Source organism: Streptomyces axinellae (genome assembly GCF_039532135.1).
In the GTDB taxonomy this organism is placed as follows: Bacteria; Actinomycetota; Actinomycetes; order Streptomycetales; family Streptomycetaceae; genus Streptomyces; species Streptomyces axinellae.
The window spans coordinates 76,563-102,469 of sequence record NZ_BAAARJ010000005.1; the positions used below are offsets into that span (position 1 = coordinate 76,563).

The window sequence follows — 25,907 nt, forward strand, 5'->3', positions numbered from 1 at the left end:
CAGGCGCAGGGCGGGTACTCCAGCGGCCGGGAGAGCGGCATGGGTTGGGTGGTCTCGTCCTCGCGGAGCGTGCGGGGCCGACCCCAAGTGCGTCCGGAGTCGTGGGAGACGCGGAGCGTCATCGTCGTCACGGCCGCACCCCGGGGATGGGGGTGCGGATCCAGCGGGCGCGGGAGGTGTCGTAGGCGGCCCGCTCGGCGGCCGTGGCCTCGCGCAGGTTCTCCGGGTCGGCGGGCCAGCCGTAGCCGGTGTGCGTCACCAGTTGCACCCGGCCGCTGTCGAGCGGCATCTGCACGCGGCCCACCCACGGCGGGGACGGTCGGCCGCCAAGGTTGGTCGTGCTGGTGTCCACCAGGTACGCGCCAGGTGTGGCGGGCCACGACGTGCTCTCCGTCGTCTGCGTCATTGCTGCATCCCCTGTAGTAATGAGGACACAGACAGTAAGGATGTTAGGGAGAGCGGCGGGGTATGGTCCGTACCCCCTTCATCAGGGGTACAGGTTGTACCTACGCGGGCACACCCAACTTGCTGCGGAGATACCGCACATCGTCACGGACGATTCCCCGGTCAGGGATCTCCCGCAAGGTCGCGAGCGCGAACAGGTTGTATTTGATCGTTTCCGGCGAAGTCTCGAACGCGCGCTTCAGGAGATGCACCACTGCCACCGTCTCGCCCTGGAGCGCATAGGCGCGCGCCGACTCGATCTGGTGGAAAGACACACGCGTAGCCGAGGGCATCCCATCGACCTCGATCGCATTCGCCGCTTCCACTGCGCCGCCCGGCCGGACGAGATCGCTCTGCATGGTGATCGCGTAGGCGTCCACCATGTCCTGGCCGAAGATCAGGTATGGATGAGCGTAGTTCGGGCCGAGCCGTCGGGCCGCTTCCTCGGCGCGATCCCAGAAGCGTTCGGCGTCACCGCGGCGGCCTACCTTCGCGTAGGACAGAGCGGCGGCCAGGTGAAGCATTCCCCACCTTGCGAGGTCATCCGGCGAGGACTCCGGGCGCAGCAGGTCGGCAGCCTTCATCGCCAGATCAACGCGCGCTTCGTGCCGCTCGCCAGCATCTCGGAAGACGTGGTTCATGTACCAGGCGGCGGCGGCCATCGCACGAGGACTGTCGGCATCCTGGGCTGCGGCCATCGACCGGTCCCCGGTGAGCATGACTAGCTCCGGTGCGGGCTGGAATGACAGAAAGAGCTGGGCGAGGTGGTAGGTCTCGGACAACGAGATCAGGGCTCGACGGCGCTCCGTGCCGTCGAGAGCACGGGCCGAGTGTTGAGCGTCAGCCAGCAGGTCGGGGAGGACGACGGCGACCCGGGTGCGGTGTGCGCCTGGCGCGTGCCAGAGGTGCCAGGCATGGGAGACCCGGCGGGCCAACTCGTCAGCACTCTCGGGGGCGTCGTCGTGCCCCGACAACTGGTATGTGGCGAGGGCGGCGCGAACGGCCGGCAGTGCTTCATGGGCGGTCTTGGCGTGGGTCGCGGTTGTCACGCGGTCGTCGCCGGTCAGATCGGCGAGATCGTTGACGCCGAGGACGTCGGCCAGGCGCAGCAGGAGGGGCAGCCGTGGCACCTTGAGGCGCCCGTTCTCGATGGCCTTTACCCATTCGGAGCTGCGGCCGACTAGTCCGCCGACGACGGCACGGGTCTGACCGTTGCGCTCGCGGGCGCGACGGACCCTCATTCCGAACGTCTCGGTGCTGATGTCAGAGTGATCGGGCATACTGGACTCCTCGTTCTGACCTGGACACTCAGCACGGTACGCCTCCACGGACCCGGCGGCGACGGACACGGCCCCCATCTCCTCCCGGAGTGGGGGCCGTTGACGTGCCCGGACATGACGAAATCCCCCGCCGTCCCGTGAGGGAAACGGCGGGGGCTCGTGGTTACCAGCGTTTGCGGTCGATCACGGCGGCGCTCTGCGGCTGGGCACCCTGCTCGGGTGTGTGCGCCGTCTCTTCTGCACACCAGCGCGTCCGGGGCCCAGGGCGGCGCCTGGGCGCTCCCGTCGGCGCCCGCTCGTCCGGTCCTGCCCGGCGAGCCGCTCGGCCCCCGCGGGCCCGGGATCGGTAAGGGGGCCTCGGCCCGCTTCGGTGGACCCGGTAGCGGGCGGCCGGGATCCGGCGCCTTGGGTGTGCCGGTGCCGCCCTTGGTCTGACCCGCGCGGTTGTGCGGACGTCACCGGCCAAGGTGGTGACGGAATTGCCGCACCATCCCGCCTCGGCGGCCAGCCGCTGGACGCGGGCGGCTTCGTGAGCGATGCGGGCCCGGATCACGACCAGGTGCCGGACAGGGCGACGAGGACGCACGCGCCAGCAGTACAGGTCGCCGGCGGTGGGCGAGTACGTGCTGGGCGCGGGTCATGACGCATCCTCTTCCAGCCCTTTTCCAGCGTGGTGATATGCCGCGCAGCCGTGCGATCTCGGCCTGGTCGGCGGCTGGTTGTGCGTGCCGTTCGGCGAGTTGGAGCCACGGCCGTCACCACGGCGCTTGTCGGCCCGCCGACGCCGACGAGCGGCGCGCCGAGTGCGATGGCGTCCACGGGTCCCCGTTTCACGGCGGGGCGCGGTCAGCTCCCGCGACGGTCTCGGTGACACCAGGCCCCTCGGTGCCGACTGAAACCGCCCGTTTCCGGCCGCCCCGTCGGCCCCCTGGGGCTACTCCCCGGCCCGGTCCTCGATCACCGCGTCCAGCGTTCGGACTGCCTGGCGTACTTCGTCGTCGCGTTGCAGCATTTCCTGCTCGGACTCCCCCGATGCCGCGACGAGCTTGCAGGTTCGGCAGGTCCATCGGTCGATCTGTTCCAGGAACGGCGGCTTCATCTCCTCGCCGCACCTCGGGCACGTCATCACCAGCTCTTCGAAGTGCCCGCAGGAGGCGCACACCCAGTGGTGTCCCTCGTGGTCCTTCTGGTGCCACATCGTGCGGTGGCATTTCGGGCAGCCTTTTGTGCTGACGCCGTAGGACGCCATGACCGGCGGCTCCGGGGTGTTGTCGAGGTAGTCGAGGACGCGGGCCCGCAGGACTCGCATCTCATCTGGTTCCTCGGCCTGCGCCTCTGCCATGCGCAGCATGTGCGCCCTGCGGGTACGCGCCTCGTCGGCGAAGTCGGTCATCGCGTCGAGCGTAGCTCTCGCGCGGGGGCGTGCTGCGGGGTGCCACTCGGACGGGTGACACGGCGGGGCTCGGGCGTTCTCCCGCCCGCGCGCCCTCGCGTGCGCCCTCCCGTGCGCCGGGGAGTCCGGTCCGGGCGGCCCGGTGGGTCGCGTCAACGGGTGAGGTGGGCGTGGATGGTCTTTCCGCGTCCGGGGCCGGGGCTGGTGGTCACGCTGTCGGTGAGGCGGCGGACCATGTGCCATCCGAAGCCGCCGGTACCGTCGTTGAGGTCCGGGGCCCGTTCACGCGGGGGCGCCGGGTTGAGGTCGCTGACGGCGACGTCCACCGTGTCGGCGGTGGCGCTGAGTTCGAGTGTGTATCGGCCGCCGCCGTGGCGCAGGGCGTTGGTGACGAGTTCGGATACGACCAGGGCCAGGGTCTCGGTCGTCTCCGCGGCGGGGGCCGGGGTGAGGCTGTCGGCGAAGGCGCGGGCGACATCGCGGGCCCGGGGGACACCTGCCGGGCTGTCGTCTTCCAAGGTGAGGGGGCGCCTGGGGGCCTCCGTGGTGGTCGTCTTCGTGTCGTTGTTCATGCGCTGACACCCCGTCTGTCTCGGTTGTGGGCGCTGAAGTTCGGGCTTATGCCCCCTGTGGGTGGTCCCAGTCCCGCACAGCCATCTTTTCCTCCCTGTGGGTGGGAGAACTACGACCATCGGCCCCGTCGAAAATCTATGGTGGCGGATGTAGACATGGGTGCGTGTCGGGGTTAATGTTTCTTCTCGACGGGAAGAAGTCGAAGAGAGCACGGCAGAGACGAACTGCCGTGGGAGCAGGACAGGCAGGATGCGGAACGGCAGTGGAGCGGCGGGGCCGGAAGCGGTGGGTCCCCTCGCTGACTGCCGGGCCGAGCGGCCCCAGGGGCCGCACGCAGTCACCGCGGAATCCAGCAGTACAAGCGAGTAACGGAATGAGATAGGAGCAGACGCCATCAGGATCGCCTGGGCGAGAGACAGCACCGCCCAGGTACCGCAGACCCCGGATTGGAAGGTGATCCCCGGTCACGTATTCGCGATCCCCCCGCCTCCGACCTCCCAAGCGGAGCGGCGGAATAAGAAGGCCGGTGCAGTCGGCCGGTAGATGGTGTTGAAAGCTCGGGGCCCGGGTGCCAGTTTCTACGGCATCCGGGCCCCTCGATGCGCCCGAAAGAAGAGGTCTATGCCCGATCGCAGTACCCGCCCCGCCGTCGGCTCCCTGGACGACGAGGACTACCCCGCCTACACCATGGGCCGGGCCGCCGAAATGCTCGGCGTCACCCCCGCCTTCCTCCGCGCGCTCGGCGAGAACCGCCTGATCACCCCACTGCGCTCCGAAGGCGGCCACCGACGCTACTCCCGCTACCAGTTGCGCATCGCCGCCCGCGCCCGCGCGCTCGTCGACGAGGGCACCCACGTCGAAGCCGCCTGCCGCATCATCATCCTCGAAGACCAGCTCGAAGAGGCGCAGCGCATCAACGAACAGCTTCGCACCCGCGATACCGCCTCGTAGGCGCGACTTCGTGAACCCGGCCCCGTAGGTACCTCCTCCTCGGTGCCAGCCTCGTCGGTGTCAATCAGCGGCGGCCTCCCCGGGGGGTACCGGCTCGGGGGCCGGTGCGAAGGCGGGGAAGTGGCGGCGGGTGGCGAGGCCGACGTGGACGAGGCCGATGTGGACGAGGCCGATGGTGAACAGCGACCCGTAGAGGGCGAAGGGGCCGATGCGGGGGAGGAGTTCGTCTCGTACCAGACACGGCCCCAGCAGGACCCACGCCGCCAAGAAGCGGTCCAGGCCGACCGGCGGAGTGCCCGCGGGTGACGACGAGCTTGCGGGGCCCGCCGATTGCGGACGAGCCGCGGCGTCCCGCGGCGATCCGCGCGGCGTCCCGCGGCGATCCGCGCGGCGTCCCGCGCCGATCCGCGCGGCGTCCCGCGCCGAGCTGCGGCATCGCGCGGCGATCCTCGTCGATCCGCGAGGCCGTCCGGGCGGCGGCGGCCGTTACCCGGGGTGGACGAAGGGTGCGACGCGGGTGTCCAGCCAGGCCAGGCTCGCCCAGGCCAGCATCGCCACAGCGGCGGAGGCCGCCGCGAGCGGGATCACGGTCCGGGTGACCCGGCCCGTCCGGCGGCTCAGCGCGGAACCGGTCAGCCGCCAGACCGCCAGCGTGACCGCGGGGACTCCGAGCAGCATGACCGGCAACTCCCCGTACAGGAGGCTCCAGTCCCGTTCGCCCTCGAAGCCGCCGGACAGACCGGGCCCGGCTCCATGCCGCCACACGGCGAACCCGGCCGCCGCAGCGGCGATGGCCACCAGACAGCCGATGGCGCCGGACGACTCGACACGTTTGTCCATGCCCTCTACGGACGCGTCCTGGGGCCGCCCGAGTTCCCGGAAGCGCCTGCGCCGGTCGCGGTGACATGCGCGTCAGGTTGCCCGGCGCGCGGGGCGTACGGGCACTACCCGCCCCCCGCCATCCCGCCGCCGGTACGGCCGAAAGTCACCCGCCCGCCTCCGAGCGGCCGTCTACGGTACGGACACGCCACGTCACGCCGCGCACTCACCCGCGGCCCGTTGAGGAGGAATTACGTGACTTCGCCCTGTGGCCCCCAGCACGCGCCCGCCGGCGATGTGGGTGCGGCGCTCATGATGATCGACTCCCGGCTCAAGAGCATTCACGCGGGCAAGGACGAAATCGATCCTGAAGAACGGGAGTTGATCGACCAGTACACCGCGTCGTTGGGGCCCGAGGGGGCCAACGACGTGCTGAACGGCGCGTGCACGCTCATCTTCATGTTCATGAAGTGGCTGCGGGAGTGCCACGAGGACCACGACAAGGACGTCTTCGAGTACGTGGTGCCCAACCTCATCGCCACGATGCGCATGATGCCCAGGAGCGTACGGCCCGAGGCCATCCCCACCATGGCCGGCCTGGTCATCGCCGCCGGCACCGGCCTGAGTCCCAACCTGTGGCGCAAGCAGTACGGGGACTGGACGGAGGAGGAGATGACTCCCCTCGAAGTCACCGCCTTCCTGCTCGCCGAGCACATCAACCGCGTCACCGAGGACCCCGACTTCGCCACCCGCATGATCACCGAAGCGCTGTACAGCGTGGATGAGGGGGATGAAGAGGGCGAAGTGGTCTGACCGATCCCGACGGGCCTTCTCCCGCCCTCAAGGGGGCGGCGCCGCTGGGGGCGCGTCCGCAAGGCGTGTCCGCAAGGCGCGTCCGCCGTGGCCGGGCGGGCCGCTGCTTCACGGGCGCAGCAGGAGGCTGATGGCGGTCTTCAGCCGTGCAAGGAAGAACTCCCGGGTCGGCGCCTGATGTTTGAGGCCGATCGATGTGCTGATCATCGTCCGGGCGACCGCGAGCGCCGCCTCCTGCCCTGTCTCCGCCGCGAGCGCGTCGGTGATCAGTTCCTCGAAACGCCGTGGTGCGGTCTCGGCCATCTCGCCGAGCAAGCCGGGGTTGGCTCCGATGACCTCGGGGACATCGCGTGCCAGGGGGCCGATGTAGCGGCCCGCCCACTGGTCGAACGCTTCGGCGAGACGGTCGGGGAGGGGGCGTCCCGTGTCGGCCAGGACGTGTTCGACCGCTACGAGGTCGCGTTCCAGGACCTGGGTGGCGGCGGCACGGAACAGGGCCTCTTTCGAGGCGAAGAGGAAGTAGAGCCCGGGCCGGGAAATACGGGCCGCCCGCGCCACTTCCTCCATCGAGGTCTTCCGGTAGCCGAAGCGCGCGAACGTGACCATGGCGGCGTCCAGAACGGCGGCCCGCCGACTGGTGTCGGTGACCGCCGAGGCTGGGGGGCCGGTATCGGGGCTGCTCATGGAGCGAGTGTACGAGGGAGCTGCGCACTATACAAATTGAGCCTACTTTGTATAGTACGGCTATGGCTGATTCTGCGCTCATCTCCACACCCTTCACCGCCGCCAGCACGGCGGACGACGTACTGCGCGGCCTCGACCTGACCGGCGTCCGCGCCATCGTCACCGGAGCGTCCTCCGGCATCGGGACCGAGACCGCTCGCGCGTTGACCGCGACCGGGGCGGAGGTCACCCTCGCCGTCCGCAACACCACCGCCGGCGACGCTGCCGCCGGGGCGATCGCGAAGTCCACCGGAGGAATCCGGCCCCTCGTGGCTCGGCTCGACCTCGCCGAGAGGGGGTCCGTCGCCCGATTCGCCGGGGCGTGGCGTGGCCCGCTGCACCTTCTGATCAACAACGCCGGGGTGGTCACCGGTGGCCTCGAACGCACCCGTGAGGGCTGGGAGTCGCAGTTCGCGACAAACCATCTCGGCCATTTCGCCCTCGCCGCCGGTCTGCACCGCGCCCTGGCCCTGGGCGCGTCCGAGCGCGGTGGAGCCCGGATCGTCTCGGTGAGTTCGACCGCGCACATGCGTGCGGGCGTCGACTTCGACGACCTTCACTTCGAGCACCGCGGCTACGACCCGCAGACCGCCTACGCGCAGTCGAAGACGGCCAACTCCCTGTTCGCCGTCGAGGCCACCCGCCGATGGGTATCGGAGGGGATCGTGGCCAACAGCGTGAACCCCGGCGGCGTCGCCACGGGCCTCCAGCGGAACTTCACGCCGCGGCAGCGGCAGTCCCTCGACGCGGCCGAGGCCGCAGGCGTCTTCACGTACAAGACGGTCGCGCAGGGAGCGGCGACGAGCATCGTCGCCGCCGTCCACCCGGCCTTCGCGCACTCCGGCGGCCATTACCTCGACGACGCACAGGAGGCGTACACCGTGCCGAACGACGCCGACCTCGCGCAGCACCCTCACGGTGTCAAGGAATGGGCGCTCGATCCCGCCCTCGCCGAGCGCCTGTGGACCGTCTCGGCCCGTTTGCTCCGCGCCTGACCCGGGTGGCTCCCCGTGGCGATCGGACCCGCGCCGCCGAAGAAGAACGCGCGGCGACTCCGGCGTGCGGGGCGCGCGCCACTGCTGTGGGCTGCGCCGTGCGCTGTCGCCATGCGCTGTCGCCATGCGCTGTCGCCGTGCGCTGTCGCCGTGCGCTGTCGCCGTGCGGGCCGCTGCGGTGCGGCTACCGTCGGGCGGCGTGCTCGATGGCTTCGAAGACGTCGGAGTCCGTTTCCCGCTGTCAGTCGGGGAGTTGGGGCCAGTTCGCCACGTAGCCCGGCTTCGGCTCGTCGAAGTGCCTGTACATCTGGGCCGTCCAGCAGGTGGCGGCGAACCGGCCCTTCTGTTCCCGCGTGAGCCGGGCGGCGTGCCCCCCCGCTCAGGTCGAGGAACTGCCGCACCTGCTCGGGGACGGCGCCCGCGGCCTCGCGCTCCCACTCGGGGGTGTTCTCCCACGGAGTCACGTACCCCGCTTTCGGCTCCCCGGGGAAGTGTCGGCGCACCCGGCGATCCACGCTTCGCGGAACAGCCGCGCGCCCTCGGTCCGGGACATCCTGTCCTCCCCTTTCGCCAGTTCACGCCGCGCGCCTTGATGTCGGCCTCCAGCGCGGCGATACGCCCGTCGCCTGCCAGGGGGCCGAAGTCGGCACAGAGCGCTTGGATTTACGGGCGACGTAGCCGGAGGACGACTCGTGAGTGTCCTTTCCCGTGCGTAAATGTTCCTACCCGTACGCGTGTTCACCCGCGTGGCACACGCGTGGGGCCCACCGCCGTGGGCCCCACATGCGTTCACACGTATTCAGGTATGTGCAGATGTGTTCGACGCGTTGTGGCGCGGTCGGGCGTGGTCACGCGCGATCAGCAGACGCGGTCACGCGTGATCAGAAAGTGAGCAGTGCCTTGATGGCGCGGCGTTCGTCCATGGCCTGGTACGCCTCGGCGGCCTGGTCGAGGGGGAGGGTGAGGTCGAAGACCTTGCCGGGGTTGATCTTCCGCTGCCAGATCAGGTCGATCAGTTCGGGCAGGAAGCGGCGCACCGGGGCCGGGCCGCCGACCACGTGGACCTGCGAGAAGAAGAGTTCCTCGCCGCTGAGGGCGACATCGTGGTTGACGCCGACGAATCCCATGTGCCCGCCCGGCCGGGTGGAGCGGATGGCCTGCTGCATCGATTCCTGGGTGCCGACGGCCTCGACGACGGAGTGGGCTCCCATGCCCCCGGTCAGTTCCTTGATCCTGGCCACGCCGTCGTCGCCGCGCTCGGTGACGATGTCGGTGGCGCCGAACTCGCGGGCCAGCTTCTGCCGGGACTCGTGGCGGCTCATGGCGATGATCCGGTCCGCGCCGAGCTGCTGGGCTGCGAGGACGGCGAGGAGGCCGACCGCGCCGTCGCCGACGACCGCGACGGTCTTGCCCGGCCCGGCTTCGGCGGCCACCGCGCCGAACCATCCGGTGCCCAGCACGTCGGAGGCGGCCAGGAGGCTGGGGATCAGGTCCGCGTCAGGGGCACCGGGCAGCGGTACGAGGGTGCCGTCGGCGTGCGGGATCAGGGCGCGCTCGGACTGGGTGCCGACCTGCGCCATGAAGACGCGGTTCGCGCAGGAGGAGGGGTAGCCCGAGCGGCAGATCTCGCAGATGCCGCAGGAGGCGACGAAGGAGCCGACGACGTACTGGCCGGGCTTGATGCTGACGACCTCGCTGCCGATCTCCTCGACGATCCCGACGTACTCGTGTCCCATCGGTACCGGGTCCGCGACGGGGTCGATGCCCCGGTACGGCCACAGGTCCGAGCCGCAGACGCAGGTGGCGGTCACGCGGATGACCGCGTCCGTGGGGGTCGTGATCTCCGGGTCTTCGACCTCTTCGACGCGGACGTCGCCGGGGGCGTGGAGAACGGTTGCACGCATGGGGTTTGCTCCCTGAACGTCGTGGTGGGGGTGGGGGTGGGATGGGGGCGAGGGTACGGGGGTGGTGAGGGGGGCCGGGGTCGGGGTGCCCCTCGTGCCGACCGTGGAATCAACGGTTCCGTATGGGCGTGAGGTCGGCATCCGCGGGGTGGCCCTGGAGGGCGGGGGCCGCCGTGCGGCGGCGCTGGGCGAGTGCGACCGCCGTCGTGGGGATCAAGGTCAGCGCCGCGATCACGGTGCCGACGGCGGCGGGGCCGGTCGCGCCGAGGGCGGAGTCGAGGGCGCGGCCCGCGACCCAGGATCCGGCCGCGGTGCCCAGGTTGAACGCCGAGACGGTCAGGGCCGAGCCCAGGGTGGGGGCCCGACCGGCGAAACGGACGCCCAGGGAGATCAGCACCGGGTTGGCGCCGAGCCCGAACAGTCCCAGCAGGGCGACGAGGGCGATGGTGGGGGCGGTGAAGCCGGCCAGCAGGCTGAGCGCCAGCAGCAGGAGGGTGGTCATCGCCGGCGCCACGAGGGTCGTCGCGTGCGGGCGCACGTCTCCGAGCCGGCCGCCGACGAGGAAGCCCAGCAGGGCGCCGACGCCGAAGCCGACCAGCACGAGCGGGACCAGTCCGGCGGCGAGGTGGGCCCGGCCGGTCAGCAGCGGTGCGATGTAGGAGTACGTGGACAGCACGCCGCCGGTCGTGGTCGCGCAGGCCGCCAGCACCAGCCACAGGCGGCCCGAGCGCAGGGCCGACACCTCGGCCCTGATCGAGACGGCGGCGCGCTCCGGGCGACGACGTCCATGCGGGGCGTCGTGCGGGACACGGACCGGGCCGTCGTGCGGGGCGCCGTCCGGGCCGTTGTGCGGGACACGGACCGGGCCGTCGTGCGGGGCGCCGTTCGGACCGTTGTGCGGGACACGGACCGGGCCGTCGTGCGGGGCGCCGTTCGGACCGTTGTGCGGGACACGGACCGGGCCGTCGTGCGGAACGCTGCGCGCGATGAGCGCCGTGGCGGCGACGGCGAGGACCGCGAGGGCCCAGAACGGGCCCCGCCAGCCCATCAGCTGTCCGGCGAAGGCGCCCAGCGGGACGCCCACCACGTTGGCGAGCATCGCGCCGGAGCCCACCACGCCCAGGGCCCGCGAGCCGGCGGCCGGTCCGGCGGCGCGGGTGGCGACCACGTTGGCCACCGCCCAGAACGCGCCGGTCGCCATCGCCGTCACAAAGCGCGCCCCCAGCAGCAGCGCGAAGCTGGAGCCGAGCGCGACGACGGCGTGTCCGGCCGCGAACACGACCAGGGTCAGGATGAGGGTCCAGCGCCGGGGCAGCCGCAGCGTCAGCATCGCCATCAGCGGCGCGCCGACGACCATCCCCAGGGCGAAGACCGTGATCAGCAGGCCCGCCTGGCTCACGCTCACCCGCAGGTCACCGGCGATCTCGGGCAGCAGGCCCGCCACCACGAACTCGGTCGTACCCATCAGGAACGTGCCCAGGGCCAGTACGTAGGTCACGGGCGGCAGCCGACCGGGCCTGGTCCGTCCACGCCCGTCGCGGTCGTGCTCGCGGCCGTGCCCGTGCTCGCGGTCGGGTCCGCGCTCGTGCGCACGCCCGCGCCGGGGCTCGGGCCCGTTGGCTCTTCCCTCGTAGCGGGCGTCGTCGAGGACACCTCCTCGCGTGCTCATTCCTTCGTCTCCACACAGGGTCGGGGTCAAGGGGTCGGGGTCAAGGGGTCGGGGTCAAGCTGTCCACGCCACGAAACCCGCTCTCCCGCGTGCGGAGAAGGTCGAGGTTATGGGGGGTACCAGCTCAACCTCCCTCCGTGCCGGTGCGTGACTACCGTGGAGACATGGACGCTCGCTCCGACAACCGCTCCGACATCCGGGAGTTCCTGGCCGGCCGCCGGGCCAGGATCACCCCGGCACAGGTCGGGCTGCCCACCAGCGGCCGGCGGCGGGTCCCGGGGCTGCGGCGCGAGGAGGTCGCCGTACTCGCGGGTGTGAGTACGGAGTGGTACACGAGGCTGGAGAAGGGCCACATCAGCGAGGTGTCCGAGGACGTGCTCGCCGCCGTCGCCCAGGCGCTGCGGCTCGACGAGGACGAGCGCACCTACCTGTTCGACCTGGCCAAGGCGGCCCGCCCCAGCCGCCGTGCCCCGTCGCGCCGCAAGGACGTCGAGGTGCCGCCCCGCGTCCAGTGGATGCTCGACTCGATGACGATGGCCTCGGCCTTCGTCCGCAACGGCCGCATGGACGTCATCGCCCACAACGCGCTGGCCCGCGCCGTGCACGCCCCGATGTTCGAGAGCGAGACCACCGACAAGCGGGGCCGCCCCAACATCGCCCGCTTCCACTTCCTCGACCCCGCCGCCCGCCGTTTCTTCGTGGACTGGGACGACGCCTCGCAGGTCACCGCCGCGCTGCTGCGCGCGGAGGCCGGGCGGGAGCCGAACGACCGGGGCCTGCGCGAACTCATCGGCGAGCTGTCCACGCTCAGCCCCGCGTTCCGCGCCCAGTGGGCCGCGCACGAGGTCCGCATCCGCCACGACGGTGTCAAACGGCTCAGGCATCCCGAGGTCGGTGACCTGGAGCTGACCTACCACGCGCTGGATCTGCCGCTGCCCTGCCGGGCCGTGCACGACCTGACCATCTACGCCGCCGAACCCGGCTCCTCCTCCGAAGAGGCCCTGCGGCTGCTCGCCTCCTGGGCAGCCACCGAAGGCGCCTCCGCCCGGACACCCGGAGAGCGGTCCGCCGACTCCGCCGATTCCGCCGATTCCGCTGACTTCTCTGGATCCTCTGGATCCTCTGGATCCTCTGGATCCTCTGGATCCTCTGGATCCCGCTGATGCTGTACCACACCCTTCAGCTGATGACCTGCGCCGCGGTCGCCCGCCGCTGGGCCGGGCGGGCGGTGACGGAGGACGATCAGCGGCCGGAATCCTCCCTCGCCCCCGCCGCCACGGGGTCGTCTTGAACCCGTTGGCCCTGGGGCGCGTTGTAACGGAGTGCGGGGCGTGGGAACGAGCTTGCGCCCCAAGTGCCCGACGGCCAGTGGTAAAAGCGTTCAGGGGCAGAACGTTCACTGGCAAAAGCGGTGCGTGCCAAGAGCGTTTCAGTGCCAAGAGCCTGGGGCCAAGAGAGCAGGGAGTGGTAGCCGTGGACAGTCCCACGTTCGGGGGCAGGTCGCCGGAGCCTCCGCAGCCGAACGTACAGGAGCAGCAGGCGCAGGAGTTGGCGCAGTGGTCCCAGCAGTGGGAGCGGGCGGCGTTCGAGCAGCAAGGGCCGTTCCCCATTCGTGAGGACATCAACCTCGTCAGGGTCGCGGAAAGCCGGGTGGCCGCACGAGGACAGGCAACCGATCCGACGACGGTGGCCCAGGAAAGCCTGTTCCTGCACAGGGCGAGGCAGGATGCGCAAAGGAGGGGAAGGGCGCGGCGAGGGGCCCAGCAGGAGTTGGAGTCGATCTTGCGGCACCCCCGCTACTCGGCAGCGGCAGTGCCGCCTCGCAACCCGCTCGGGGACGACGCCCTCCGTACGCAGCCCGGCTTGCCGCCCGGGGACGACTTCCGCGACATGCGGCCCGCCACGCCGCTCCGGGACGACGCTCGCAACCGTCGGCCCGTCATGCCGAGCGGGGTCATGCCGCAGGGGGACGACTTCCGCGACATGCGGCCCGTCACGCCCCCCGGGAACGGCGCGAACGTGACATCGCGGTGGGCCACGAACGGCACACCGTCGCCCGTGAGATCCCCCCGGGGGGCCAACGCCGACGCCGGTAGGCGCTATCAGCCCTACCCGTCCTCGCAGCAGCCCCCTTCCGGACGCGGACGCCGGCGTGGATCGGGTGGGCCGGGCTGAGCGCGCGGAACGGGTGACCGGCCCACGGGCATCGTGAGCCGCGGCGCCGGGAGGCGGTACCAGCGTGGGCGGACTCACGCTCGGGTGCAGCACGGCGCGCGGCTCGGCGGTGTACGCCGGTTCCGGCCGGGCGGCGAAGTGGGCGGGCACACCGGCCTGTTGACGTAGCGTCAGGCAATCCGGACTGTCCGTCAGGGCGAGCGCGAGGATGCGTCGGCCGGGCGTGACGAAGGCGCCGGGGGCGGGGTCACCCAGCAGGGACGCGCCGCTGGTGGTCCCGCTCGTCATGACCGTGTCCCTGACCAGGAGGCCCCGCTCCGCCGCCCAGGCGCGGCACATGTGCCGCGCTGTGCGGGTGAAGGCCCACCTGTCCGAGATGCGGCGCGAAGGCCGCCCGGCCGTGTCTCCCGGGCGGGCGGGGGCGCGCGATCCGCTACGCGGCCGGGGTCCGCGGTCCGCTACGCGGCCGGGGTCCGCGATCCGGCGGAGGCTCCGCAGGTCACGGCTGTGGAGCGGAGAGGCGCCGCATGCCTACCGTGCTTGTCCTCGCGGCTGTCCTTGCCTTCCGAGTTGCCCGAGGGTCGCCAACTGCCCCGGCAGCGCGTCATTGCGACGGGCCAGCGACGGCCTCGCGGAGCCGGATCGGCCATGCGCGACAGGCCGAGTGGTGTCCCCGGCAGCGCTACCGAGAGGGTTCGCCGCGGTCTCCGAGTACCACGGAACCGGGTCTCCCGCCGCGTTTTCGTACCTCGGCGGTGGCGTTTCCCGCGGGGGCGTCGCGTCCAGCGGATTCGTCATATGCCGTTCCTTTCCGGCGCGCCGCTGCGCCGCTCCGGGCACGGCGGCGCCCTGATCGGTTCCTTGCCCGTTCGGCCTGATCGGTTCCTTGCCCGTTCGGCAGCCGCGGTTGAAGACCACCGTCTGCCCCAGGAGGAACAGGCCATGCGCCAGTGTGGGCAAGTGCCCTGCGCGAGGCGGGACATGAGGTGATTCGACGGGTCTCGCGGTCGGACTCGGCGTCGGTCGGCGGGCGGCCGGGCGGGGGTCAGTCGGTGTCGAGGCCGTCGATCAGGCGGTTGAGGAAGCGGGTGAAGGGGGCCTCGGGGGGTTCGGGGGCGAGGGGGCGGCGGCCGGCGGTGGCCAGCGCTTCGGCGAGTTCCGGGTGGTGGCCGTCGGCCGCGACGGCGGCGAGGTAGCGGGCTTCGGCCGCGCCGCGCTCGGCGGAACGGGAGGCCGCCGCCTGGGAGACCTCGTACCGGACGTGCCCGGCCACGAACGCGGTCAGCTGGGCGAAGATCTCGATCTTCGTCGCGCCGTCCAGGCCGGTGGGCCGCAGCGCGGCGAGCGCGTGTTCCAGGGAGGCCAGCGCGTTGGGTCCGGGAGTGCGGCGCGTGGCGAGTGCGGTGGGCAGCCAGGGGTGGCGCAGCATGAGGGCGCGCTGGAGGTGGCCAATGGCCTTCAGGTCGGCGCGCCAGTCGCCGGTGGGCGGGGCGGCGGCCGAGGCGGGCAGCAGTTCGCCGCTGACGTGATCGACCATCAGCTCCAGCAGCGTCTCCTTGTCCGGGGCGTAGTTGTAGAGCGACATGACACCGGCTCCGACCTGTGCGGCGACCCGCCGCATGGTGACCGCCTCCAGCCCTTCCGCGTCCGCGAGAGCGACGGCCGCCTCGGTGATCGCCTCCCGGCTGTAGCCGGGCCTGCGGCCTCTGCGCGGCTGCGGCCCTGGGTGACTCAGCCAGAGCCGGTGCGGATCCACGCCCATGGGTGCGGGGCCCGCCTCGGCGCGTCCGGGTTCCGCCGGTCCGCGTCCGCGTCCGCGTTCGGGTCCGCGTTCGGGCTCCGCCGCGCCGGGCCCGCGTCCGGGTTCCGCCGGTCGGCGTCCGGACTCCGCCGGTCCGCGTCCGGGGCCCGGCTCTCCGCGCTCGGGTCCGGGGCCCGGCTCTCCGTGCCCGTGCCCGGATCCCGTCTCGCCGTCACGTGTCACGTTCCTCGTGCTCCTCGTCTCGTCTTGTCTCGCCTCGAACGCGGTGGCCCGTGTGGGCGGCTCCCTCCTCTACTCTATTCTCGTACAACGTACGTAAAAGAGGAGGGGTACTGATGACAGCACGCCGGAACGGTCCCGTACGCACCAGCGCGTCCGCACCCCCGCACCTGGCCGCGCCGGGGAGACCGCCGCTCGCCTCGCGGATGATGCGGGCGACCTGGCGCGGGCTCCCGGCCGCTCGGCACGCGGCCGGGTGGGAGCCGGGGCTGGCGGTACCGGGCGCGGACGGCAGCACGCTGCTCACCGACCACTACTTCCCCCGCGCCGAGGGCGACTTCCCCACCCTCCTCGTGCGCTCGCCCTACGGCAGGGGCCTGCCGTGGTCACCCATGTACGGCATGCTCTTCGCCGAACAGGGCTTCCACGTCGTGCTCCAGAGCTGCCGGGGCACCGGCGGATCGGGCGGGACGTTCGACCTGTGGCGCAACGAGCCGGCCGACGGGCAGGCCACGGTCTCCTGGCTGCGTGAGCAGCCGTGGTTCAACGGCACGCTGGGCACCGTCGGCCCCAGCTACCTGGGCTATGTGCAGTGGGCCCTCGCCCTGGAGCCGCCGCCGGAACTGAAGGCGATGGTGGTGCAGATGGGGCTGCACGACCCCTACGCCCTCTTCCACGCGGACGGCGTGCTCCGCCTGGACAACGCGTTGGCCGTCGGCTCGGGCATGACATACCAGCACCGGGGCGTGGCCGCGTTCGTGAAGGCGACGCTGCGCCTTCAGCGGCGTATCCGGGAGGCCGTCGCCGCCCGGCCGCTGCGCGGCGCGTATGTGCCCGCGCTGGGCGGCGAAGTCCCCTGGCTGGATGAGGTGATGACGCACCCGGACGCCGAAGATCCCTACTGGCAGGGTGCGTCGCTGGCCGAGGCGGCGGAGCGGTCGGCGGTGCCGGTCAGTCTGATCACCGGCTGGCACGACGCGCTGGTGGACCAGACCTTCGCGCAGTACGAGCGGCTGCGGCGGGCCGGGTGCGAGACGGCGCTGCTGGTCGGCCCCTGGACCCACGCCTCCGCGCTGCAGAAGGGGTGGCCCGAGGTGTTCGCCGAAAGCCTCGCCTGGCTGCGCGCGCACCTGTGCGACGACCCCTCGGGCCTGCGCCCCACCCCGGTACGCGTGCACGTGGGCGGCCACGGTGACATGGGAAAGCGCGGTGACATGGGGAAGTGCGGTGACATGGGGAAGAAAGGGGGCCAAGCCGCCCACGGCGGTCGGCCGGGCGCCGGTGGCGGGGGCCGGTGGCGGGACCTCGGCGCGTGGCCGCCCGGCGGCACGGCGGCTCCGGCCCCCACCGCGTGGTATCCCACTTGGGAGGGCCACCTCACCCGGGAGGCCCCGGCCCCCACGGACACCGCGCCGCCGGCGTCCTTCCGCTACGACCCGGCCGACCCCACCCCGTCCGTGGGCGGCCCGCTGCTCTCGCCCGCCGCCGGACCGCGCGACAACGGCACACTGGAGGCCCGGGACGATGTGCTGACGTTCACCGGCCCGCCGCTGGACGAACCCGTGGACCTCTTCGGACCCGTCACCGCGCGGCTGAGCGTCACCACGGACACCGGCCATGCCGACCTGTTCACCCGCCTGTGCGATGTGGATCCGCGGGGCCGCTCCGTCAACGTCTGCGACGGCCTGGGCCGCACGTCCGCCGGAACGCCCATCGGAACGTCCGGGTCCACATCCGTGCGGGCTCCCGTGCGCGCGGACGTCCCCATGAGCGTCACGGCGTACCGCTTCGCGCGCGGGCACCGCATCCGCTGGCAGATCAGCGCGGGCGCCCACCCGCGCTACGCGCGCAACCCCGGCACCGGGGAGCCCCGGGTGGACGCCACCGCGCTCACGCCCGTACGCGTCACCGTGCACGCGGACTCCGCGCTGCTGCTGCCCGAATCCCCGCCGACGGCACCCTCCGCGCCCGCGCCCGGCCCCCAAGGCCCCGGGAAGGCTTTGTAACAGAAACCGGCCGAATACCTCCGCTGTGCAACAGCGGCGGGGGCCCATGAACTTCCTGGCGGTGCGCGGCATCGAACGTCTTGAAACCAGCGAGAGAACGACATCGAGCGAACGAACGAACCGAGAGGGCCCCCATGTTCCGCACCGGCCGCACCCGCACCGCCACCCGTAAGAGCACGATCGTCGCCGCGGGCTTCCTCGCCGCGACGAGCCTCTTCCTCACCGCATGCTCCGGTGACGGCGACAACGGTGCCTCGGGCAAGGGCTCCCACGGCGACACCAAGGAAGCGGCCTCCTCCCGTTCGCTCAGCGGCGCCGGCGGCAAGCAGATCATCAGCGGCAAGGTGACCTACCTGGCGCCGGGCAAGCTGAAGGTGAAGGACCAGGCGTTCTTCGTCGCCGAGGACACCAGGATCCTGGGCGGCGACATCTGCGGCACCGACGACGACAACGCGCCGAACGACTGCACCGTCGAGGAGTTGGACGCGGCGGCCAAGAACGGCGGGGTCGAGGCCCAGGTGACGATCAAGAAGGGCATCGCCACCGAGATCGTCGCCGGGACGGACATGCCCGAGGAGCCCGGGGACGACTCGGCCGGGACGGACGGCGGCAACGGCTCGACCGGCGGGGACAGCGGCTCGACCGGCGGGGACAGCGGCTCGACGGGCGGGAACAGCGATTCGACCGGTGGCTCGACGGGCGGTTCGACGGGCGGTTCGACCGGTGGTGACGACGCCCCCGACCGTAAGGACACGAACGGCACGTTCTCCGGCACCCTCACCTACCTGGCACCGGGCAAGCTGATGGTCGGCGACCAGGCGTTCTTCGTCGCCGAGGACACCAAGATGGAGGGCGGCGCGATCTGCGGCGACCCCGTGAACACCGACGCCGACAACTGCACCCTTGAGGACCTTGAGGCGACCGCGAAGAAGGGCACCCTCCAGGTCGATGTGACGATCAACAACGGTGCCGCCGAACTGGTCTCCGCCAAGTCCTGAGTCTGCCGGTGACCGGTCGAAGATGACCGGCGAGCGGTGACCGATGATCCGCGCCACGCCCGGGAGCCGACGAGGCCCCGGGCGTGACGCACGCCGCCGCCGTGGTCACACCGGAGCACGGTGTGGACACCGGGGTAATGCGCCCGCCGGCCGCGTCGTCACGTCAGCCGGTGACTCCGGGGCGGTGAGCCGGGCGTCGGCCAGATTCTTGGCCGTCCGCGCCAGCGCCGGGGTAAAGGTGGGCTCTCGGTCGTCGAAGTGGTCGAGGACCAGCCCTGTGGCCAGTTCGAGCAGGGCGTTGCGGGACGCGTGCGCACCGCCGGCCGAGGTCGCCCACGCCCGCTGCACCATGCTGGTGTGTGCCATGAGGGTCTGCGCCGCGGGCGAGTCGGCCTGCCCGGCGCGTGGATTCCCGGCGACCAGGGACCGCAGCGCGTCACCGGCCTGGTCGTGCGGGCCCCCCGGGGTCATCCGCGCCGCGCCGCACGAAGTACACCCTGATGTGGTCGTGTTCGTGCGTACCGACTGCCTTGGTGCTCAGGGGTGAGCGGGTTGGGTGTCCCCCACGGGGGAGGGCGCGTATCAGTACGCCCAGCAGCAGAATGTCCGGGCGACTGTTCAAGGGGGGCCGCGGTACGGGGCCCCGGTCGGATTCCAGGCCGCTGCCGTCCAGCATGTCCAGCCTGCCCAGAACTACGGCGCCATGCCCGCCTACCCGGACCCGTCGCAGACGTTCCACACTCCCGCTCCCCACGGCCTCGCCACCTCGCCCCGGGACCACCTGCCGCAACACCCCTCCCCGGCGGGCAATCCGGCCTACGCGCACCCGTCCTCCAGCACTCCGTACAACCAGTTCGCCACCCAGGGCCAGGGCGCGAACCAGCGAAGCCTGGCCAGGGACGGTGACGGGCTCAGGCGGGCGCGGACGGTGGCGGCGGACCTGGCACCCCGAAAACGTCACCCCCCAAGGTGGTGACGTTTTCCCGGCAGGCCGCCGAGCGGAGGAAGAGCGTGGGCTTCGTCATGCCGTGAGTCCACAGTGCTGGGCGCCCCTGCCCGCGAAAGTGGCCCTGCCATGGAAAGGGGCTGCGGCACCCGCTCCAGGAGAGAGCGGGTGCCGCAGGACCGGGGTGCCCGGCGCAGTGTCCGGCGGGAGCCTCTCAGCGGGCCGCTGCGCGGATGAAGACCGTGCGGGCCCAGAGGTAGCCGACGAGGGCCAGGCCCACGCACCAGGCGAGGGCCGCGTAGCCGCTGGTGCCGATCTCGGTGCCCAGCAGGAGGCCGCGGAGGGTTTCGATGATGGGGGTGAAGGGCTGGTACTCGGCGAACCAGCGCAGGCCCGTCGGCATCGACTCCGGCGGCACGATGGCGCTGCCGAGGAAGGGCAGGAACTGGAGCGGCATCGGCAGGTTGCTGGCCGTCTCCGGGGCCTTGGCCGTCAGGCCCATGCCGGCCGACAACCAGCTGAGCGCCAGCGCGAGCAGGGCGAGCAGGCCGGCTGCCGCGAGCCACTCGACAGGGGTGGCGTCGGGGCGGAATCCGATCGCCAGGGCGACGCCGATGACGAACGCGACGCTCACCAGGGTCTGGATCGTCGTACCGATGACATGGCCGCTGAGGAACGAGGCGCGGGAGATCGCCATCGTGCGGAAGCGGTTGACGATGCCCTCCGTCATGTCCACGCACACGCTCACGGCCGTCGCGACGGCACCGGAGGTCGCGGCCATCAGGATGATGCCGGGGGCGATGTAGTCGATGTAGTGGCCGCCGCCGGTCGGAGTGCCGCCGATTCCCGAGCCCAGCGCGTTGCCGAAGACGTTGTTGAACAGCAGCAGAATCAGGACGGGCATCGCGACGACCGAGATCGTCATGGCCGGGTAGCGCTGCGCGTGCTTGAGGTTGCGGCGCAGCATCGTCAGCGAGTCGCGCAATGCGTACGCCTGGGTGCCCATGGGGTGGGCCGGGGCGCCGACGGGGTGGGCCGGGGTGCTCATCGGACGGTCTCCTTCTGGTCGGGGCGTGCGGTGAGGGCGAGGAAGACGTCGTCGAGGTCGGGCGTGCGGACGGTGAGCGTCTCGGGCTCGACCTCGCCCGCCGACAGCACGTCGAGCACGGCCCGCAGAGTGGGAATGCCGCCGTCGCTGGGGATCTGGAGCGTGAGCGCGTCGGTGTCGGGCGCGGCGGCGCCGAACAGCTCGGTGGCGGCGTCGAGTTGGCCGCCGTCGGCGAACTGCAACAGGATGTGGCCGCCGGGAATCCGGCGCTTCAGCTCCTCGGCCGTGCCCTCCGCGACCAGCGTGCCGTGGTCGAGGACGGCGATGCGGTCGGCGAGCTGGTCGGCCTCCTCCAGGTACTGCGTGGTGAGGAAGATCGTGACGCCTTCATCGGCCACCAGGCCCCGGATGATCTCCCACATGGTGCGGCGGCTGCGCGGGTCGAGGCCGGTGGTGGGCTCGTCGAGGAAGAGGACGCGCGGGCTGCCGACCAGCGTCATCGCCAGGTCGAGCTTGCGCCGCATGCCGCCGGAGAAGGAGGAGACCGGCTTGCGCGCCGCCTCGCTCAGCTCGAACCGCTCCAGCAGTGCCGCCGCACGCCGCCGGCCCTCGCGGCGCTCCAGGTGGTGCAGGTCGGCCATGAGCAGCAGGTTCTCCTCGGCGTTGAGGAGGTTGTCCACCGCGGCGAACTGTCCGGTGACGCCGATCGCGCCGCGCACCAGGTCCGCTTCCCGGGCCACGTCGTGGCCCGCGACCCGCGCCCGTCCGCCGTCGGCGCCGATGAGCGTGGAGAGGATCTCCACCGTGGTGGTCTTGCCCGCGCCGTTGGGGCCGAGCAGCGCGAAGACGGAACCCTCGGGGATGTGCAGGTCGATGCCGTCGAGCACGACCTTGGAGCCGTAGGACTTGCGCAGCCCGCTCGCGGATATGGCGGATATGGCGGATTTTGTGGATTTCGCGGGTGTCGCCGATACCGCGGACGTCGCGGCTCCGGCGGGAGCGGGCGCCGCTGTCGGAGCGGAGGCCCCTGCGCGGCCTGCGCGGCCTGCCCGGCTTGCGCGGCCTGCGGGTGGCGGAACGGTCATGACGGTCGGGTCCTTCCGTGGCGGATACCGAAGTGAGGGGCGCGGGCGCGGAGTTCGGGAGTGAGGGGTGGGCGCGGGCGGGGAGTTCAGGGGCGGCGGACGAGGATGTCGCCGAGGCCGGTGCGGGCGTGCAGCTCGACGGTCTCCTCGGCTTCGACCGGCCCGTCCACCGCGCCGAGCGTGTTGCGTACGGCGCCGAGGCGGGTGCGCACATCGAGCCAGGCGGCCGTGCCCTCGGGGATGCCCGCCTCGATGTCGCCGTCGCCGGTCTTGAGGACGGCCGAGCCGTGGGCGACCTCGCCGATGCGAATGCCGCCTTGCGCGGTCTCGGCGTTCACCCCGGCGTGCGCGATGTCCACGGACGTACGGCCGCTGGAGGCGTTGGTCCGCAGGCTGCCGGCCGCCTCGCCGATGGTGGTGTCGCCGAGGCGGTTCCTGACTCTCGCCGGTCCCGCGAACCGGCCGACGTGGATCCGCCCGGCGGCGGTGACCTCGGCCGTCTCGGCGGTGCCGGTGACCTCCTCGACGCTGATGTCGCCGTGGCCGGTCTTCAGGCGCACTGTCTCCGCCTCGGCGACGCGGATGGCGCCCACCGAGGTCTTCAGGTCGCAGTGTCCGAGGCGGCCCTCGCAGGTGTAGTCGCCCAGGGAGGCGGTGGCCTGGAGGCGGGAGCCGGCCGGCAGTTCGATGTGCACGGCGAGCGAGCCGCTCGTGCTCACCAGCGAGCGCCACCTGGCGGTCTTGAGCCGCAGGGTGCCATCGGCGTACGAGACCTCCGTCTGCTCGACGGCCCGTACGTCCTGCGGCTCGTCGCTGTCGGCCGGGCGGACCTCGACGGTCGTGGTGGTGCGCTCCGAGGCGACGACGCGGACGGTTCCGGCGATCAGGTCGAGGGTGACATTGATGGGCTGAGGTGTCTCGAATTCAGGCATGGCGCCATAGTGGCACCACAACGGCGCCAAGTGCAAGCCCGTATGGCGCCGAAGTGGGTGGGCCGTGCGTTGTGCCTGCTCATAGGGGTTGCGTGCGAGGGGAGGGGATCCGATGCGAGAGTGGGCCGCGCCTGGGTGGCGCCCTCGTGGCCCTACGGTGATGCCATCGGTGCCACCGGCGCCATCCGATCCGCGTCCTCCGCGTCCTCCGCGTCCTCCGCGCCATCGGCACCGTCGATGGCATAGGCGGCAGATGCCGGCGGGGCGCCATGTGCTGGCGGGGCGGCAGCGCGAAGGGGCCGGGTCGGCTTCGGCCGGCCCGGCCCCTGTCGTGCCGCCTGGCTGTGTGTCATCCGCCTGGCTGTGTGTCATCCGGTTGTGCCGCCCGCTCGCGGGCACCCCGCGCTCAGCCGTCCGGCAGGCTCTGGCCGCTCAGCCAGGCGGGGAGCGGGCGGTAGACCGTCAGCGACGTGCCCGGCTTGTCGAGGAGGAGGGTCGAGGGTGCCGGTGCGGTCTCCCCGTCGTAGGAGCACAGCGTGCCCTCGGGAATGCCGGTCAGCCGCAGGTAGCGGCCCCGCGCGGCGGCGTGCACGGGGGAGCGGTGGAGCACCCCGGCCAGGGCCGAGGCCACCAGCCGGGTGCGGGCCCAGCGGCCCGCGCGGACGAGGTGGATGTCGAGCATGCCGTCGGCCAGGTTGAAGCGCCGGGCGCCACCGGGGCCGCCGCTGGCGCTGCTGTACGAGCAGTTGCCGACGAACAGCAGCCACAGCGAGCGCATCCGCCCGTTCACCCGCACCTCGAACGGCTTCGAGTGGCGGAGCACATGGACGGCCGCGACGATTCCGGCGGCCCACGGTCCGATCCGTCCGCTCCAGCGCTCCCGGACCTCCACCAGGTCGCCGTACGCGCCCAGGCTGAAGGTGTTCACGAAATAGCCGGGGGAGCCAGGGGAGTCGAAGGTTTCCCGGGCGTCGGGGGTTTCTCTGGAGTCCGGCACCGACGTGGAGTCCGGGGCCGGTCTGGAGGCCGGGTCCGACCGGGAATCGGGGCCGCCGGGGGCCGTCCGCAGTGGTGCGAAGCGGCCGAGGTCAACGGCGATCGCGTGGCCCTCGTCGGCCGCGTTCGCCAGGTCCGCGCAGGTGCAGATGCCCAGGTCCTGCGCGAGGTGGTTGTAGGTGCCGCCCGGCAGCACCGCGAGCGGCACCCCGTGCCGGTGTGCGACGCGCGCCGCCGCGTTGACCGAGCCGTCACCGCCGTAGACGCCCAGCGCGCCGCCCTCCTCGGCCGCCCGCTGGGCCGTCTTGTCCAGCAGTTCGGACAGCGGCCCCCGCTCCGGGTCCCAGTGCAGGACCCGCGCCTCGGGGAGGGCCTCTTGGACCTCGTCGGCGAAGGCCGCCGAGCCCGAGCCCGGGTTGGCGACCACGGACAGCCCGCGCCCCTGGGGCAGTTCGGGCGCCTCGACCAGCGGCTGGGCCGGGGGAATGCGGCGGCGCGCGTCGAGCAGGCCGCGCACGGCGAACGCCGAGGCCGTGCCGATCGCCACGCCCGCCAGCACATCGCTGGGGTAGTGCACGCCGGTGTAGACGCGGGAGAACGCGACGGCCCCGGCCAGCGGCAGCACGGCCGCGCCCCAGCCCCGCGACTCCAGCGCGACCCCGGTGGCGAAGGCCGCGGCAGAGGCGGAGTGCCCGGAGGGGAAGGAGGTGCTGTGCGGCAGCCGCTTCAGGCGCCGTATCACCGGCACCTCGTCCAGCACGGGCCGGGCGCGGCTGAACGCGCCCTTGCCGACCGTGTTGACGACGGCGGAGGCCGCCGCGAGCGAGGCCAGCCCGCGCAGCGCGCCCCGGCGGGCGCGCGGGCCCCCGGCGCCGGAGGCGACGATGCCCGCCGCGACGCCCATCCACAGCTTGCTGTGGTCGGCCGACCTGCTCAGCCGGGGCAAAAAACCCTCGGCGCGCGGCCAGTGGCGTACGGCGACGCTGCGGTAGACCGACCGGTCCCAGGCGCTCAGCGTCCGCGCCAGCGGGGCGAACGGCCCGGGGGCGCCGCCGCCCGGTGTGCCGCCGCCCGTTCGCGTGGTCAGGGCCCGTGAGAGCCAGGACCTCCGGTGGGTCTCCATGGCTGCCCCCTCGCTTCCGTCGGTTGGTGGCCTGAGTTGCCCTGGGCACATAGCGTGCCCCCAGACGCCCAGGCCACACCGCCGGCCTGCCGGTCAGCCGCTTCCGGGACCCGCCGCCCGGCCGGACGCCGGGGCGGTCCCCGCGGCGGTCCCCGAAGGGGCCCCCGGGGTGGGGCGCGCGGCGTTGACCAGGGCCCGCGCGGCGACGACCGCGAGGGCGACGGCGGCGCCGAGGGCCAGTCCCCCGAGGACATCGGTCGGCCAGTGCACCGCCAGGTAGACGCGGCTGGCCCCCACCAGCCAGCACAGCGCTCCGGCCCCCAGCCACCCGGCGGCCCGCGCGGCGCGGGAGGCCAGCCGGGCCGCCAGCATCCAGGTGAGGATCAGCAGGACGGCGGTGGCGATGACGGTGTGCCGGGAGGGGTAGCAGAACCCGTCCTCGGGGATCGCCCACAGCCGGGCGGGCGGACGGTGCCGCTCCGTCAGTTCCTTGGCGGCCGTCGAGACGAGAACGGCCAGCAGCCCGGCGCCGCCGACCAGCACGAGCGGACTCCAGGACCTGTCGCGCCAGGCCAGCCAGCAGGCCACCAGCACGGACAGGAGCAGCAGCGGGATCTCCGAGACGCGGGTCACGAACGCCATCGGGCCGTCGAGCACATCGGCCCGGTGCGCCACGGTCTGGTTCAGCACGGGGCCGTCCACGAAGCCCGCGCCGCTGCCCAGCACGAGGGCGGAGGTGGCGGCGAAACACAGCAGGCACCCGAGCAGCGCGGCGATCAGCGCCCGGGGACGCTCCTCCTGGCTCCGGCTCCGGCTCCGGCTCCGGCCCCGGACCCGGCCCTTACGGCTGACGCTGAGGCTCTCGTGGCCGGGGGTGTCGAGCGGGGACGCGCCGTCGCGGTCTTCGGACGGAAGTTCGCCGGTCATCGCGGAGGCTCCTTGCGGGCACGGGGGCGGCCTGCCTGTACGGCGGACGGCGTACCGGCCTGCCTGTACGGCGGACGGCGTACGGCCAGTACACCGGGACCGGCGGCGCCGGGCGAGCGGGGCGGG

Annotated in this window: 24 protein-coding genes and 1 pseudogene; 8 read left to right on the top strand and 17 right to left on the bottom strand. The window is 72.3% G+C overall.

The window, feature by feature from the left end; translation table 11 throughout:
- Positions 1–127 precede the first annotated feature (127 nt).
- The 4 genes from ABD339_RS08755 to ABD339_RS08770 all read right to left on the bottom strand — a co-directional run bounded on the left by ABD339_RS08755 (position 128) and on the right by ABD339_RS08770 (position 3,689).
- The gene (locus ABD339_RS08755; RefSeq protein WP_344563926.1) at positions 128–406 is read right to left on the bottom strand and encodes a hypothetical protein; all 279 of its coding nucleotides are present in this window, start codon (positions 404–406) and stop codon (positions 128–130) included.
- Between the two features lie 100 nt (positions 407–506).
- Entirely contained in the window at positions 507–1,724 is a 1,218-nt protein-coding gene (locus tag ABD339_RS08760) for a helix-turn-helix domain-containing protein (RefSeq protein WP_344563929.1), read from the bottom strand.
- Positions 1,725–2,658: 934 nt separating this feature from the next.
- Positions 2,659–3,117 carry a hypothetical protein gene (locus tag ABD339_RS08765; RefSeq protein WP_344563931.1) on the bottom strand — a complete coding sequence of 153 codons (459 nt, stop codon included), beginning with the start codon at positions 3,115–3,117 and terminating at the stop codon, positions 2,659–2,661.
- A 152-nt stretch (positions 3,118–3,269) separates the two neighbouring features.
- Entirely contained in the window at positions 3,270–3,689 is a 420-nt protein-coding gene (locus ABD339_RS08770) for an ATP-binding protein (RefSeq protein WP_344563933.1), read from the bottom strand.
- Positions 3,690–4,311: 622 nt separating this feature from the next.
- On the opposite strand from ABD339_RS08770, the gene ABD339_RS08775 reads away from it, so the two are divergent.
- A complete protein-coding gene (locus ABD339_RS08775) occupies positions 4,312–4,641 on the top strand; it encodes a MerR family transcriptional regulator (RefSeq protein WP_344563934.1) in 330 nt (109 codons plus the stop codon).
- A 60-nt stretch (positions 4,642–4,701) separates the two neighbouring features.
- Here ABD339_RS08775 and ABD339_RS08780 read toward each other — a convergent pair whose 3' ends face one another.
- Both ABD339_RS08780 and ABD339_RS08785 read right to left on the bottom strand, forming a co-directional pair.
- Positions 4,702–4,908: a hypothetical protein gene (locus ABD339_RS08780; protein ID WP_344563936.1), complete on the bottom strand. Its 207-nt coding sequence runs from the start codon at positions 4,906–4,908 to the stop codon at positions 4,702–4,704.
- Between the two features lie 219 nt (positions 4,909–5,127).
- Complete coding sequence (locus ABD339_RS08785) at positions 5,128–5,481, bottom strand: hypothetical protein (RefSeq protein WP_344563938.1); 354 nt, start codon at positions 5,479–5,481, stop codon at positions 5,128–5,130.
- A 234-nt stretch (positions 5,482–5,715) separates the two neighbouring features.
- On the opposite strand from ABD339_RS08785, the gene ABD339_RS08790 reads away from it, so the two are divergent.
- Entirely contained in the window at positions 5,716–6,273 is a 558-nt protein-coding gene (locus tag ABD339_RS08790) for a hypothetical protein (RefSeq protein WP_344563940.1), read from the top strand.
- 108 nt (positions 6,274–6,381) lie between these two features.
- Here ABD339_RS08790 and ABD339_RS08795 read toward each other — a convergent pair whose 3' ends face one another.
- Positions 6,382–6,957: a TetR/AcrR family transcriptional regulator gene (locus ABD339_RS08795; RefSeq protein WP_344563942.1), complete on the bottom strand. Its 576-nt coding sequence runs from the start codon at positions 6,955–6,957 to the stop codon at positions 6,382–6,384.
- A 62-nt stretch (positions 6,958–7,019) separates the two neighbouring features.
- On the opposite strand from ABD339_RS08795, the gene ABD339_RS08800 reads away from it, so the two are divergent.
- A complete protein-coding gene (locus ABD339_RS08800; RefSeq protein WP_344563944.1) occupies positions 7,020–7,991 on the top strand; it encodes an SDR family NAD(P)-dependent oxidoreductase in 972 nt (323 codons plus the stop codon).
- Positions 7,992–8,232: 241 nt separating this feature from the next.
- Here ABD339_RS08800 and ABD339_RS08805 read toward each other — a convergent pair.
- The 3 genes and pseudogenes from ABD339_RS08805 to ABD339_RS08815 form a co-directional block, all read right to left on the bottom strand.
- A pseudogene (locus tag ABD339_RS08805) lies at positions 8,233–8,544 on the bottom strand (hypothetical protein).
- A 328-nt stretch (positions 8,545–8,872) separates the two neighbouring features.
- Positions 8,873–9,895, bottom strand: coding sequence for a zinc-dependent alcohol dehydrogenase family protein (locus tag ABD339_RS08810; protein ID WP_344563946.1), 1,023 nt, complete (start codon positions 9,893–9,895; stop codon positions 8,873–8,875).
- Between the two features lie 109 nt (positions 9,896–10,004).
- The gene (locus tag ABD339_RS08815; protein WP_344563948.1) at positions 10,005–11,564 is read right to left on the bottom strand and encodes an MFS transporter; all 1,560 of its coding nucleotides are present in this window, start codon (positions 11,562–11,564) and stop codon (positions 10,005–10,007) included.
- A gap of 164 nt (positions 11,565–11,728) precedes the next feature.
- Here ABD339_RS08815 and ABD339_RS08820 point away from each other — a divergent pair, with 164 nt between their 5' ends.
- The gene (locus ABD339_RS08820; RefSeq protein WP_344563950.1) at positions 11,729–12,727 is read left to right on the top strand and encodes a helix-turn-helix transcriptional regulator; all 999 of its coding nucleotides are present in this window, start codon (positions 11,729–11,731) and stop codon (positions 12,725–12,727) included.
- Positions 12,727–12,855 carry a hypothetical protein gene (locus ABD339_RS08825; RefSeq protein WP_344563952.1) on the top strand — a complete coding sequence of 43 codons (129 nt, stop codon included), beginning with the start codon at positions 12,727–12,729 and terminating at the stop codon, positions 12,853–12,855. The genes ABD339_RS08820 and ABD339_RS08825 overlap by 1 nt, the downstream gene beginning before the upstream one ends.
- Positions 12,856–14,784: 1,929 nt before the next feature.
- Here the strand turns inward: ABD339_RS08825 and ABD339_RS08830 are convergent.
- Entirely contained in the window at positions 14,785–15,501 is a 717-nt protein-coding gene (locus ABD339_RS08830) for a TetR/AcrR family transcriptional regulator (RefSeq protein ID WP_344564428.1), read from the bottom strand.
- Between the two features lie 428 nt (positions 15,502–15,929).
- Here ABD339_RS08830 and ABD339_RS08835 point away from each other — a divergent pair, with 428 nt between their 5' ends.
- Positions 15,930–17,726, top strand: a complete 1,797-nt coding sequence (locus ABD339_RS08835; RefSeq protein ID WP_344564429.1) for a CocE/NonD family hydrolase — start codon at positions 15,930–15,932, stop codon at positions 17,724–17,726.
- Between the two features lie 134 nt (positions 17,727–17,860).
- A complete protein-coding gene (locus ABD339_RS08840) occupies positions 17,861–18,724 on the top strand; it encodes a hypothetical protein (protein WP_344563954.1) in 864 nt (287 codons plus the stop codon).
- Between the two features lie 105 nt (positions 18,725–18,829).
- On the opposite strand, the gene ABD339_RS08845 is transcribed toward ABD339_RS08840, so the two are convergent.
- The gene (locus ABD339_RS08845) at positions 18,830–19,195 is read right to left on the bottom strand and encodes a hypothetical protein (protein ID WP_344563956.1); all 366 of its coding nucleotides are present in this window, start codon (positions 19,193–19,195) and stop codon (positions 18,830–18,832) included.
- Between the two features lie 85 nt (positions 19,196–19,280).
- Between ABD339_RS08845 and ABD339_RS08850 the strand changes: the two genes are divergently transcribed.
- The gene (locus tag ABD339_RS08850) at positions 19,281–19,700 is read left to right on the top strand and encodes a hypothetical protein (RefSeq protein WP_344563958.1); all 420 of its coding nucleotides are present in this window, start codon (positions 19,281–19,283) and stop codon (positions 19,698–19,700) included.
- Between the two features lie 184 nt (positions 19,701–19,884).
- Here ABD339_RS08850 and ABD339_RS08855 read toward each other — a convergent pair whose 3' ends face one another.
- From ABD339_RS08855 to ABD339_RS08875, 5 genes are all read right to left on the bottom strand, one after another.
- On the bottom strand, positions 19,885–20,676 hold the full coding sequence (locus ABD339_RS08855; RefSeq protein WP_344564430.1) for an ABC transporter permease: 792 nt from the start codon (positions 20,674–20,676) through the stop codon (positions 19,885–19,887).
- 38 nt (positions 20,677–20,714) lie between these two features.
- Entirely contained in the window at positions 20,715–21,803 is a 1,089-nt protein-coding gene (locus ABD339_RS08860; protein ID WP_344563959.1) for an ATP-binding cassette domain-containing protein, read from the bottom strand.
- 86 nt (positions 21,804–21,889) lie between these two features.
- Positions 21,890–22,735 (bottom strand): DUF4097 family beta strand repeat-containing protein, encoded by an 846-nt coding sequence (locus tag ABD339_RS08865; RefSeq protein WP_344563960.1) that lies wholly within the window; start codon positions 22,733–22,735, stop codon positions 21,890–21,892.
- 406 nt (positions 22,736–23,141) lie between these two features.
- On the bottom strand, positions 23,142–24,854 hold the full coding sequence (locus tag ABD339_RS08870) for a bifunctional phosphatase PAP2/diacylglycerol kinase family protein (RefSeq protein ID WP_344563962.1): 1,713 nt from the start codon (positions 24,852–24,854) through the stop codon (positions 23,142–23,144).
- Positions 24,855–24,947: 93 nt separating this feature from the next.
- Entirely contained in the window at positions 24,948–25,781 is an 834-nt protein-coding gene (locus ABD339_RS08875) for a phosphatase PAP2 family protein (RefSeq protein WP_344563964.1), read from the bottom strand.
- Positions 25,782–25,907 lie beyond the last annotated feature (126 nt).